Raw genomic sequence first — 11,743 nt, forward strand, 5'->3', positions numbered from 1 at the left:
CACTGTTCGAGCTGCCGTTTGAAGACGGCCGTTTCGAAATCGTGGAAGCCGACGGCGCGCAATACATCAAAATCATGCGCGGCAGCACCGATGTGGTGCTGGTGGACGGTTTTGACGGCGAACAGATTGTCGACGAGCTGGTGGGAGAAGAGTTTTTCCGCGACTGCCGCCGCGCGCTGTCTTCAGACGGCATCTTCGTTACCAACTGGTGGAGCGGCGACAAACGCTACCGTATGTTTGTGGAACGGCTGCTGGATGTATTCGAAGGCCGCGTGCTGGAACTGCCTGCGGAAAGCCACGGCAACATGGCGGTAATGGCGTTCAACACCGGTCCGAAAGAGCAGAATTTCGACAACCTGAAAAAACGCGCGGCCAAACTGAACGAGCGTTACGGCTTGAATTTCACGCGGATGCTGTCGGATTTGAAAGCCGCCAATCCGAACAACGGCAAACAGTTTTACCTGTAAGCCTCCCCCTGTTTGGCAGGTTTCGCCGTTTAATTTTTCGGATTCGCTCCCGTGTGCGTAGGCCGCAATCCGGCTTCTTGCTTATTCATGCAGTTGCGAACATTTACCATGGATTCCTGCCTTCGCGGGAATGACGGAACCGGGTGGTTTGCATATCGATTTATATTACAGGCACTTATCCAAAGATAACGACATGCCGTTCAAACAGTAAACAGGCCGTCTGAAAAGTATTTTTCAGACGGCCTTGCATTCGGCACCGAACCGCAAACGGAAAATCCGTCAATAACGGAAATGCCCTTTTATCGGATGGGCGAACAGGATGTTTTCTTCGCGCGTGCCGCGCCCGATGTTGTGGATAATCAGCGGCGTGCCGTCGGCCGCGCGGCGGTCGGAAACGATGCCGATGTGCGGCAGGTTGTTGTTTTTCAGCCGCCAGGTAACGATGTCGCCTGCGCGGAACGACGTTTTGTCGGCAATGGAAAGCGTTTTGCCGTGCCGTCTGAAAAAGGTTTCCAGATTGGGCACGCGGCGGTGGTCGATGTTGGAATCTGCGGCTTTCAGCCCCCACAGTTTCGGGTATTCGCGCCATGCTTTTTTCATGTCACGGTTAACCAAAAGCTGCAAATCGGCTTTCTGGCTACGGTAGGCACGGATAACGACATCGGTGCACACGCCGGTATGCTTCGGCACGTCACCCATCGGAAAGGCGATTTTCCGGTAGGCGGGGTCGTAGGATACGGTTACGCCGATTTGGCTGCGCGCATCGCGCACCAGTTTTCCTGCGTCATGTGCCGCCCATGCGGGCAGTGCGGCAAACAAAAGCAGCCACAATAGTTGTTTTTTCATGGTTTTATCCTGTTCTTGACGGATGGTTTTCAGACGGCCTTTATAGCAAAATCATGACCTATTGCATACAGGATTTTGGGGAGGCGGCATCCGGAAATGCGCCGTTGCCGTTGTCCGTTTACGGGAAAGCTGTCCGCAACGGAAAACATGCCGGCCCAATAAAAGGCCGTCTGAAAAGTATTTTTCAGACGGCCTTGTGTTTCAGAAGCGGTCAAAAACGGTTTGCCCGTTCCACTTCTTCCCAAGCCTGTAAAAACAAATCGGGGTTGTTGTCTTTCAGCAATGCCGCGTCGGACAGCATCCGCCGCCAGGTTCGCGCACCTTTCAGGCCGTGCATCAGACCGAGAGTGTGGCGGGCGATGTGGCGCAGGATGGTGCCGCGCCCTGCGGCCATCTGTTCTGCGGCATAGGTTTTCAGACGGCCTGCAAGCTCGGCGTATTCGGCGGGAGATGCGGATGTGTCGCCGTAAAACAGTTGGTCCCAATCCCGCATGACCATGGGGTTGTGGTAGCACTCGCGGCCGATCATCACGCCGTCGATGTGGTTGAGGTGTTCCGCGATTTCCGCGTTGGTTTTGATGCCGCCGTTGATGATGATTTCGAGTTTGGGGAATTCCTGTTTCAGGCGGTAAACGTAGTCGTATTTCAACGGCGGGACGTCGCGGTTTTCTTTGGGCGACAGACCGTCGAGCCATGCGTTGCGGGCGTGGACGATGTAGGTGGCGCAGCTTGTTTTTTCGGAAAGATACCCGACGAAATCGGCAACGGTTTGGTATTCGGTCTGCCTGTCCACACCGATGCGGTGTTTGACGGTGATGTCGCAGGCAGGCGCGGCGTCTTTCATGGCGTTGAGACAGTCGGCGACGAGGGCAACTTCGTTCATCAGGCAGGCACCGAATGCGCCTTTCTGTACGCGCGGGCTGGGGCAGCCGCAGTTGAGGTTGATTTCGTCGTAGCCGTAGGCGGCGGCTTTGGCGGCGGCTTTGGCCAACTCGGCGGGTTCGCTGCCGCCGAGTTGCAGGGCGACGGGGTGTTCGCAGTCGTTGTAGGCGAGAAAACGATGCGGGTCGCCGTGAATGATGGCGCCGGCGTTAATCATTTCGGTGTACAGCCAGGTGTTTTTGCTGATTTGGCGGGCGAGGTAGCGGTAGTGTTTGTCGGTCCAGTCGAGCATGGGGGCGACGGACAGACGGCGGGGCGGTTTTTTGGTCATTTCAGTGATGAATGATTTAGGTCAAGATTTGTGCATTATAACAGAAGGGGTAAGTACTTATGCCGTCTGAAAAATATTCCGGACAACGGTGCGGAATGTTAATGTTTGCACGGTTTGTGTATATCTTCCGCCGTTCGGTGTGCTAACATCTGCAACAACGCAATCTGATTATTTATGATTGGTTGCAGACTGTTCAGTGTTTAATGAGTTGTACCGGAATATCCGCACGGCGGGCCGGATGTTTTTTCAGACGGCCTCACGGTGCAGTTGTTATTCATTTATTCAAACCCGAAGATTAAGGTATCGCTATGAAACAGCTTAAAAACTTCATCATCTGGGGCATTGTGGTATTGGTGGGCCTGGCCTCCTTTACCACACTTGCCATCCACAGGGGTGAGCAGGTCAATGCGGTATGGATGGTTACGGCCGCCATCTCCGTATATGCCATCGCTTACCGTTTTTACAGTCTTTATATTGCGAAAAGCGTGATGCAGCTCGATCCGAACCGGCTCACGCCTGCGGAACGCCATAACGACGGCTTGGATTATGTGCCGACGCACAGAGGCGTGCTGTTCGGCCACCACTTTGCCGCGATTGCGGGAGCGGGGCCTTTGGTCGGCCCCGTGTTGGCGGCGCAGATGGGTTATCTGCCCGGCACGCTGTGGATTATCTTCGGCGTGGTGTTCGCCGGTGCGGTTCAGGACATGATGGTGCTGTTCGTTTCGATGCGCCGCGACGGCAAATCGCTCGGCGACATCGTGAAACAGGAGCTGGGTACGGTACCCGGCGTGATTGCCTCCATCGGCATTCTGATGATTATGGTCATCATCATGGCCGTGCTGGCGCTGATTGTCGTGAAAGCACTGGTGCACAGCCCGTGGGGTACGTTTACCATCGCCGCCACCATGCCGATTGCACTGTTTATGGGCATCTACACCCGCTACATCCGTCCGGGCAAAATCGGCGAGATTTCGGTTGTCGGCTTTATCCTGCTGATGTGTGCGATTGTGTTCGGCGAAGACGTGGCGCACAGCCCGTTCGGCCAATGGTTCGACCTCGACGGCATCCAACTGACTTGGGCAATTATGATTTACGGCTTCGTGGCCGCCGTTCTGCCCGTTTGGTTGCTGCTGACCCCGCGCGATTATCTCTCCACCTTCCTGAAAATCGGCACGATTATTGCGCTGGCGTTCGGCATCCTGATTGTCGGCCCGACGCTGCAAATGCCTGCCGTAACCAAGTTTATCGACGGCACCGGCCCCGTGTTCTCCGGCAGCCTGTTCCCCTTCCTGTTCATCACCATCGCCTGCGGTGCAGTTTCCGGTTTCCATGCCCTGATTTCTTCGGGCACAACGCCGAAAATGGTGGAAAACGAAACCCATGTGCGCATGATCGGCTACGGCGGCATGCTGATGGAAAGCTTTGTGGCGATTATGGCTCTGGCCGCCGCCGCTTCGCTTGATCCGGGTGTGTACTTCGCCATGAACAGCCCCGCCGCGCTCATCGGTACCGATGCAGCCAATGCGGCACAGGTCATTACCAACCAACTGGGCTTCCCCGTGGAAGCGTCCACCCTGCTGCAAACCGCGAAAGACGTGGGCGAAAACACCATTCTTTCCCGCGCAGGCGGCGCACCCACTCTGGCCGTCGGTATGGCGAACATCATGAGCCAGCTGATTTCCGGCCCCGGCATGATGGCCTTCTGGTACCACTTCGCCCTGCTGTTTGAAGCCCTGTTTATCCTGACCGCCGTGGATGCGGGTACGCGCGTCGCCCGTTTCATGATTCAGGACTTAGGCAGCGTGTTCTACAAACCCTTCGGCAACACCGACAGCCTGCCCGCCAACCTGGTCGCCACATTCATGGCTGTGGCTTTGTGGGGCTACTTCCTCTACACCGGCGTAACCGACCCGCTGGGCGGCATCAACTCGCTCTGGCCGCTGTTCGGCATCGCCAACCAAATGCTCGCGGGCGTGGCGCTGATTATGTGTACCGTGGTGCTCGTGAAGATGAAACGCGACCGCTATGTTTGGGTAACGCTCGTGCCCGCGCTCGGCATCCTGTTCGTAACCTGCTATGCCGGCCTGCAGAAAGTGATGCACCCCGATGCGCGCATCAGCTTCATGGCGCACGCCTCGAAATACAGCGACGCGCTGGCTAAAGGCGAAGTGCTGAAACCGGCCAAAACCGTAGAAGAAATGTCGCGCATCATCTTCAACGACTACGTCAACTCCACCCTTACCGTGCTGTTCCTGAGCGTGGTGGTGATTGTGGCCGCCTACGGCATCCGCGTCGCTCTCAAAGCCCGCAAAGTCGGTTGGCCGACTTCCAAAGAAATCCCCGCCGTTTACCGTGACGGTACGCAGCCGGAAACCCAAGGGGCGTCGAGTGAAGGATAAGCTCGCCCGCTGGTGGAAAACCGCCCGCCTGACGGCCAGCCTGATGGCGGGTGTGCCCGACTACCAAAACTACGTTGCACGGCAGCGCAGGCACAATCCCGACGCGCCCGTCATGACCGAGCAACAGTTTTTGGATTACTGCAGCAAGCGCAGATGCGGATCAAACGGCGGCAAATGCTGCTGACCGCCGCCTCATCCGACAGGCCGTCTGAACATTTTTTCAGACGGCCTGTTTTACCGCAGCACCGCCGCAAACGTTCCGGATTGAAGCATGCCCCCTTTTTACATTACAATCCCGCAACACCCAACTACACGGATTTTCCAATGAAAAAAACCCTTATCGGCCTCACCGCCCTACTCCTTGCCGCCTGCGGCGACCAACAGTCGCAACTGCAAAACGAACTGGACAACACCGTCCGCAGCCAGATTGCACAACAGCTGACCGAACAATGTCTGGCAAGAATCCCGCAAAACGCCGCCATCTCCGACGAACTGCGCCAAAAAGTGTGCACCTGCGGTGCGGAAGAAACGATGAAATCCGTGAAAGCCGAAGATTTGGGCGAACTGGTCGGCGGCAATGCGGTTGAAAAACTCCAGCAATACGTTGCCTCCGCCGCCCAAACCTGTACCGCAAAACTGCTCAACCCCGAAGCCGCTTCAAGCGTCGGCACATCTGCGCCGTCTGAATCCGGCAACGACAAGGAAGCCGAAAAATGACCGAACTGTCCCGCTTTATTGAAAGCCACATCCGCGAACACAGCCTTCCCGAAGCACTCGGCAGCGTACTGTCCACACTCGCAGCCGCCTGCACCGAAATCAACAGCCGCGTCCGTTTGGGTGCGCTCGGCGGCATTCTCGGCGAAGCCGGCACAGGCAATGTTCAGGGCGAAGAACAGAAAAAACTCGACGTCATCGCCAACGACATCCTCATTCGCGCGCTGAAAACCAATGCCGGTGTCGCAGGTTTGGCTAGCGAAGAAGAAGACGATTTCGTCGCCTGTAACGAAAACGGCCGCTACCTCATCCTGTTCGACCCGCTCGACGGCTCGTCCAACATCGACGTCAACATTTCCGTCGGCACGATATTCTCGATTCTCGAAAAACCCGAAGGCCGTCTGAACACCCAATCCTTCCTGCAGCCCGGCCACGCACAAGCAGGCAGCGGCTATGTACTCTACGGCCCGCAAACCCAGCTCGTGTTCACCCTCAAACACGGCATCTTCGTATTTACGCTCGATGCAGACGGCCTGTTCAAGCTTACCCAAACCGGTTTGAGCGTCCCCGAAACCACCAAAGAATTCGCCGTCAACATGTCCAACCGCCGCCACTGGTTTCCGCCCGTACAGCAATATATCGACGGCCTGCTGGCAGGCGATACCGGCAGCCGCGGCAAAAACTACAACATGCGCTGGGTCGCCTCAATGGTAGCGGAAATCCACCGCATCCTGATGCGCGGCGGCATATTCATGTACCCTCAGGACAAACGCGATCCCGCCAAACCCGGCAAACTGCGCCTGATGTACGAAGCCAATCCCCTGAGCCTGATTATGGAACAGGCCGGCGGCGTCAGCAGCAACGCATCGGAAAACATGCTCGACATCCGACCCGAAGGCCTGCACCAGCGCGTCGCCGTATTCATGGGCAGCCGCGAAGAAGTGGAATACGTCAACGACCTGCATAAAATTTGAAACGCGGCCGGTTCAAATCCTGCCCGCAAAATGCAGCCGGATATACGCCGGCCAAACAAAGGCCGTCTGAAACTGTGTTCAGACGGCCTTTGTTTTTCCTTATATCTTACCTATCGCAGTTTGTACGGTTACGCCGCTTACGGCGGCTAACCGTACCTATGCAGGCTAACCTGCATCTGCATGGGTTTTGAAAACGCCATCTGTCGGCCGTCATTCCCGCACAGGCGGAAATCCAGACGTTAAGCCATAGAACACCGATGCAGTTCAACGGCATCCGAACCCAAAAGTCTGGATTCCCGCCTGCGCGGGAAGGACGGTGTCAGCACGGCAGCCGAAACCGAGGCCGTCTGAAAACTTTTTCAGACGGCCTGGTACATTTTCTACCCAAATTCAGACGGCCTGCACAAACAGGCAGACGAAGCGGCAACCGCCCAACCCAGCCGGTTCTTTGCAGCATCCGCCTAATCAATCATGCACCGGCAGCTTGCCGATCACATTCCGCCTACCGCGGTTTTACTGCGAAACATACGGTTTGGTCGCGGCCAGACACGAATGCAGCGCATTCATTTCTTCCGCCCATGCTTTCAAAGCCTGAATGCCGGGAATGTCCGATGCGCGGGTCAGCTTGTCGCGGAACAACAGGAAATCGACGGCGCAGACGGCGTAAAGCGTGCCGATGTTGAGCGCGGTACCGAAAGGTTGCAGGTGTTCGGCAAGCACGGCGGCGGTGCGGCAGTTGCGGTCGTGCATTTGGTCGTGGCGTGCCGTCCACCATTCGTTTTCAGGACGGAGCATTTTTTCGCCAATCACGGCAACGGTGTTTTCCAGCATCCCTTCGGCAAGCGCGTGCAGGTTTAATGCCGCCCAGCGGCTGTCGTCCTGCGGGTAGAGCCTGCTGTTTTTTCCGATGGAATCCAGATATTCGGCAATCACGTTGCTGTTGTAGAGCCATTGCCCGTTGTCCAGTTGCAGGGCGGGAACGCGGCCGAGCGGGTTGTCGCGGTTTTGCGGTGCGTCGGGCAGAAACGAGATGCCGACTTTCATCAGTTCGATTTGTCCGTCCAAGCCGTGATGGGCGGCGGCGGCGCGGACTTTGCGTACATAGGGGCTGGTGGTGGAAGACCAGAGTTTCACGGGTTGCTCTCCTTTGGATTACGGTGTCGGACAGGCCGTCTGAAACGGTTTCAGACGGCCTTATTTCGATTGCTTTTGCGCCAGCAGCAGCGGGATTTCCGCTTCTTCGAGAATGGTACGCAGGCTTTCCTCGGGCGGCTGGTCGGTGAATACTTTGTGGAAATCGGTGATGTGGCCGACTTTGACGAGGGCACGGCAGGTGAATTTGCTGTGGTCGGCGGCAAGGTAGCGGCAACGGGCATTGGCCATCATGGCCTGCATCACGCTGACTTCTTTGTAGTCGTAATCGAGCAGCGAGCCGTCGGCTTCGATGCCCGAAGTGCTCAAAACGGCGTAATCGGCTTTGAACTGGTTGATGAAATCGACCGTGGCCACGCCGGTAACGCCGCCGTCCACGGGACGGACAACGCCTGACGTGATGATCACGGTGTAATCGTTGCGGGCGGAAAGCATGGCGGCAACATGGATGTTGTTGGTAATTACGTTGAGGTTTTTGCGCTGCTGCGCCAGCGCGGCGGCAACGGTTTCCATGGTGGTGCCGATGCCGATAAACAGCGAGGCGTTGTCGGGAATGTGGGCGGCGAGCAGCTCGGCGATGCGTTTTTTTTCGCCTTCGCGGCAGCGGCGCGCAGCGTTGCTCTCGCGCATACTGCCGTCGTTCAGGGCGGCACCGCCGTGGTAGCGGCGCAAAACGCCGTCGGCGCACAGGCGGTTGATGTCGCGGCGCACGGTTTGCGGGGTAACGCCGAGTGCTTCCGCCAAGGCGTCCACGCCCATAAAGCCGTGTTCGCGAACCAGTTCGGTAATGGTTTGGTGTCGTTGGAGCTGCATGGTGGCTGTATTCCGGTTGGTATAGGAAGGCCGTCTGAAAAACCGTTTTCAGACGGCCTTGAAAGTCTGCCCTATTCTGCCGAAAATGCTTTTAAAAATCCAGCGAAGAAAACAAAACCATCAGAAACGGCGCCGCCAAATTAATCAGAAAACCAAAACTCACGGCCATCGGCACCACCTGCAAACCGCCCGCACTCTGAATCACAGGCAGGGTAAAGTCCAAACTCGTCGCCCCGCCCGCCCCCACAGCCGCGCTCGGATGGCGGCGCATCAGCATCGGAATGAACACCAGCGCGAAAAACTCACGTCCCAAATCGTTCAGCAGCATGATGCTGCCCCATACCGCGCCGTAGGCTTCGGTCATCACGATGCCCGAAAGCGAATACCAACCGAAACCCGATGCAAGCGCCAAACCTTTGCTCCATGACACGTCCGGCATCAAGGCCGCAAACAACAGTCCGCCCGCCATCGATGAAAGCGTAATTAAAACAAATGTTTCCACCCCGCGCCGGTTAAGCAGCACCTGTCTGACCGTTACGCCGCCGCTGCCGAGCTGCATGCCCACCAGCAATACTAGCAACATCAGGCAATACGTGCCGAGATTTTCAGACGGCAGCCACACATCCGCCAGCAGTTTCCCCGCCGCAAACCCCGCCAATACGCAGCCTATCTGCTTTGCACTGCCCGCCAACGACACCTGCACCTTTTTACCCGAACCGCTCGTCTGCCAAGGATGACGGCGGTCGAACCACATCAGCACCGCCAGATTCATACCGATCACACAGGCAAACAGCAGCAGCCCCGTCAGCACAATCGTATCAAGCTGCGAACCGAGATTGTCCACCCGCGACAGCGACACGCCGATTAGCAGCAGAATCGCATACACCAAAATATTGAGCGACTGCTCCAAAAGCGGCATCCGATGCCTAGGCAAACGGATGTAGAAACCGACAAAAAGCGGCGCAAGTATCGACAAAATCGTTATCAGGCTGTCCATAAGGTAAAAAGCAGGAATTGTGAAAGCATGATTCTATACCGAAAACAGCGGCACCGCCCGCGTTTGCGGGGCAGAACGGGCAGCGGCGGAACAGGCCGTCTGAAATATATTTTCAAACGGCCTTTTGACGATTACGTAATGACTTACTGTACCCTGAGAAGGGACTTCCATATTCACAGTCTGCTTGTACGCTGTATTGATTATAGTGAAGCATCCATAGTAAACAACTGTCATTCCTGCTCAGATGGGAATGAGCAGATTGGGTGTCGTCAACGGATTATTCACATGCAAATTCAGACACCCGTTCACACATAACCTATCAAAAAATCATGCCCCAAAACTACGGAAACGGTTTCCTGCTTTTCAGACGGTATCTGTTTAACGGCTTATACCGCGCGACTGTTGTTGCTCTATCAGCCGTTGCTGTTCCTCTATCTGCCTTGCCTGCTCCGTATCCTGAATTTTTCCGAAACTCTCGCGTTGCGGAATAGCGGCAAGCTCCTCTATGCGGGTTTCGTAAAGCTGCATTGCACCCGTGCGCTCCGATTTGTACATGATGCCGACCATATCGCCTTTGATGCCGAAACGCTGCACTTCGGGCATATTGCGTTCATACGCTGCTGCGGCAAGTGCCGCCACTACGTTGTCGCTGCCCGCCGAAAACCGGATTTTGTCCCCGTCCTGATGCTTGGCCAAATGTGCCTCGATTTCGTCGTAGAGCTTGCGGGCTTTGGGATTCAGGTTTTCAAGGGAAGCGGTTTGTGTACTGTTTCTCAAGTTAATGCCCAAGTGGCCGTTTTGAAAATTCTCAATCCGCAAACCGTCGTTGACGGTAAGCGTATTTGTGCGCGGATCGAGACGGTAGTTGTGCCATTTACCGTCGGTAAATTCGAGCGGGTTGCTGCCGCCGCTGCGGATGCCGCCCGTCAGTTTCGTACCGTTCAGATGCACTTCTCCTTTGCCGTCAAAATCGCGGATGGTATCGCCCTTATCGGCGCGGTAGGTGTCGTAACCCCGGCCGCCCGCGAGCAAATCCCGCCCTTCGTTACCTTGCAGGATGTCGTTGCCCCTGCCGCCGATAATTTTGTCGTTGTGCTTCGTCCCTTTCAGAAGGTCGTGGCCGTCGTCGCCGTACATATGCGCACCGCTGTTCAGACGGGTTTGCTTATGACCGGGCAGCAGGCTGTCCCTGCTGACGGCATGTTCGGCATTAACGCTGTTACCGCGTTTATTACCCAAGGTATCGTAGTTAATCATGTGCTTCAGAAATTTATCCATCTCCGCTTCGGGCAGGCCGGCCTCCCGATAGTCACGGCTAAAGCTGCTTCTACTCACCAAGTAAACAATCATATCCTGTTCGTAATAGGTCTCTCCTTTTCCCGTACTGGGCTGCATGGCATATTTGTTATACAGCCCCAACAGCTTCTTGGCATCGGCTTCGCTTTTGCCCGCAATATGGGCATACAGGTTGCCCGTTATCACCGTATCCACGGCCTTGCCGTGCTGCTTGCGCTCGTGTTCGATAATGCGGAATTCATTGTAAATGGCTTCCGCTTCTCCCCTGCTGCGTGCTTCGGTGTATTCTTTCGCCGTCGGGTAGGCACTTGGGGCTTTGGCCTGCTCCCTGCCTAAGGCATGACCGAGTTCGTGGGCGAGGACTCGGTAGGTGGTGTATCCTGCGTTGCGCTGAAAGAAGATGTCTCCCTTCCCGGGATGATAAAACGCGCCTTGATCGGTTTTACCAAAATTCCCGCCTCTGGCCGCAAACTCGTTTACCTGTTGCACCAGCAGGTCGTTGGCCTTGATTCTGTCCAGTTCCGCTTTGGCAAAGCCCACAGCGGCCAGTTCTTTTTCGGATTGCGGATTCAATACCTGATTAACCATTTGATATTCCTTTCTTGTTGCCAGCCTTAAAATTAGTCAAAGCGGCCGTTTGCGTGTTCATGAAATTCCATATGCCCGATTGCACCCAAAAACCAATGCCAAGCTTCCATAATCCTGCCGTTCGTCCGCCAGAAATACTGCCAGTTGTACCGTATCGGGCCGTCTTCCGGACCAATATAGGGGTTGCCGGACGGTATCCATGCCATCCTGTTGGCCAAACCCAGCTCATCCTCAAACCCTTCCGGCTTGGGCAGAAAAGCCGGAAACCTGCCTTCGGGAAAAAG

Annotated in this window: 10 protein-coding genes and 2 pseudogenes; 5 read left to right on the plus strand and 7 right to left on the minus strand. The window is 55.9% G+C overall.

The features are described from left to right. Positions 1-467: pseudogene (locus tag ACEYDX_RS00880) on the plus strand (polyamine aminopropyltransferase); the annotation flags it as partial. A gap of 279 nt (positions 468-746) precedes the next feature. Here the strand turns inward: ACEYDX_RS00880 and ACEYDX_RS00885 are convergent. Together ACEYDX_RS00885 and dusA are read right to left on the minus strand one after the other, a co-directional pair. Next, entirely contained in the window at positions 747-1,313 is a 567-nt protein-coding gene (locus ACEYDX_RS00885) for a DUF1287 domain-containing protein (protein ID WP_373740158.1), read from the minus strand. A gap of 211 nt (positions 1,314-1,524) precedes the next feature. Further along, positions 1,525-2,526, minus strand: a complete 1,002-nt coding sequence (dusA, locus tag ACEYDX_RS00890; RefSeq protein WP_373740159.1) for a tRNA dihydrouridine(20/20a) synthase DusA — start codon at positions 2,524-2,526, stop codon at positions 1,525-1,527. Between the two features lie 308 nt (positions 2,527-2,834). Here dusA and ACEYDX_RS00895 point away from each other — a divergent pair, with 308 nt between their 5' ends. From ACEYDX_RS00895 to ACEYDX_RS00910, 4 genes are read left to right on the plus strand one after another with little or no spacing between them, the layout of a single operon-like run. Beyond that, positions 2,835-4,925 carry a carbon starvation CstA family protein gene (locus ACEYDX_RS00895; protein WP_373740160.1) on the plus strand — a complete coding sequence of 697 codons (2,091 nt, stop codon included), beginning with the start codon at positions 2,835-2,837 and terminating at the stop codon, positions 4,923-4,925. Beyond that, complete coding sequence (locus tag ACEYDX_RS00900; protein ID WP_373740161.1) at positions 4,915-5,109, plus strand: YbdD/YjiX family protein; 195 nt, start codon at positions 4,915-4,917, stop codon at positions 5,107-5,109. The genes ACEYDX_RS00895 and ACEYDX_RS00900 overlap by 11 nt, the downstream gene beginning before the upstream one ends. Then, positions 5,100-5,642, plus strand: a complete 543-nt coding sequence (locus tag ACEYDX_RS00905; protein WP_373740162.1) for a hypothetical protein — start codon at positions 5,100-5,102, stop codon at positions 5,640-5,642. Before ACEYDX_RS00900 ends, ACEYDX_RS00905 begins: the two co-directional genes overlap by 10 nt. Then, positions 5,639-6,613, plus strand: a complete 975-nt coding sequence (locus ACEYDX_RS00910; RefSeq protein ID WP_373740163.1) for a class 1 fructose-bisphosphatase — start codon at positions 5,639-5,641, stop codon at positions 6,611-6,613. The genes ACEYDX_RS00905 and ACEYDX_RS00910 overlap by 4 nt, the downstream gene beginning before the upstream one ends. A 513-nt stretch (positions 6,614-7,126) precedes the next feature. On the opposite strand, the gene ACEYDX_RS00915 is transcribed toward ACEYDX_RS00910, so the two are convergent. From ACEYDX_RS00915 to ACEYDX_RS00935, 5 genes and pseudogenes are all read right to left on the minus strand, one after another. After that, positions 7,127-7,747, minus strand: coding sequence for a glutathione S-transferase (locus ACEYDX_RS00915; RefSeq protein ID WP_373740164.1), 621 nt, complete (start codon positions 7,745-7,747; stop codon positions 7,127-7,129). 60 nt (positions 7,748-7,807) lie between these two features. Then, positions 7,808-8,578 carry a DeoR/GlpR family DNA-binding transcription regulator gene (locus ACEYDX_RS00920; RefSeq protein ID WP_373740165.1) on the minus strand — a complete coding sequence of 257 codons (771 nt, stop codon included), beginning with the start codon at positions 8,576-8,578 and terminating at the stop codon, positions 7,808-7,810. A 91-nt stretch (positions 8,579-8,669) separates the two neighbouring features. Next, complete coding sequence (locus tag ACEYDX_RS00925) at positions 8,670-9,575, minus strand: lysine exporter LysO family protein (protein WP_373740166.1); 906 nt, start codon at positions 9,573-9,575, stop codon at positions 8,670-8,672. Between the two features lie 378 nt (positions 9,576-9,953). Then, positions 9,954-11,459 (minus strand): type I secretion protein, encoded by a 1,506-nt coding sequence (locus ACEYDX_RS00930; protein ID WP_373740167.1) that lies wholly within the window; start codon positions 11,457-11,459, stop codon positions 9,954-9,956. 32 nt (positions 11,460-11,491) lie between these two features. Then, positions 11,492-11,743, minus strand: a pseudogene (locus tag ACEYDX_RS00935) (hypothetical protein); the annotation flags it as partial.

The organism is Neisseria sp., from assembly GCF_041804105.1.
In the GTDB taxonomy this organism is placed as follows: domain Bacteria; phylum Pseudomonadota; class Gammaproteobacteria; order Burkholderiales; family Neisseriaceae; genus Neisseria.

Excerpts from the sequence above, each read along its gene's own strand:
- ACEYDX_RS00885 (WP_373740158.1), bottom strand. The coding sequence starts at position 1,313 with ATGAAAAAACAACTATTGTGGCTGCTTTTGTTTGCCGCACTGCCCGCA.
- dusA (WP_373740159.1), bottom strand. The coding sequence starts at position 2,526 with ATGACCAAAAAACCGCCCCGCCGTCTGTCCGTCGCCCCCATGCTCGAC.
- ACEYDX_RS00895 (WP_373740160.1), top strand. The coding sequence starts at position 2,835 with ATGAAACAGCTTAAAAACTTCATCATCTGGGGCATTGTGGTATTGGTG.
- ACEYDX_RS00905 (WP_373740162.1), top strand. The coding sequence starts at position 5,100 with ATGCTGCTGACCGCCGCCTCATCCGACAGGCCGTCTGAACATTTTTTC.
- ACEYDX_RS00910 (WP_373740163.1), top strand. The coding sequence starts at position 5,639 with ATGACCGAACTGTCCCGCTTTATTGAAAGCCACATCCGCGAACACAGC.
- ACEYDX_RS00920 (WP_373740165.1), bottom strand. The coding sequence starts at position 8,578 with ATGCAGCTCCAACGACACCAAACCATTACCGAACTGGTTCGCGAACAC.
- ACEYDX_RS00925 (WP_373740166.1), bottom strand. The coding sequence starts at position 9,575 with ATGGACAGCCTGATAACGATTTTGTCGATACTTGCGCCGCTTTTTGTC.
- ACEYDX_RS00930 (WP_373740167.1), bottom strand. The coding sequence starts at position 11,459 with ATGGTTAATCAGGTATTGAATCCGCAATCCGAAAAAGAACTGGCCGCT.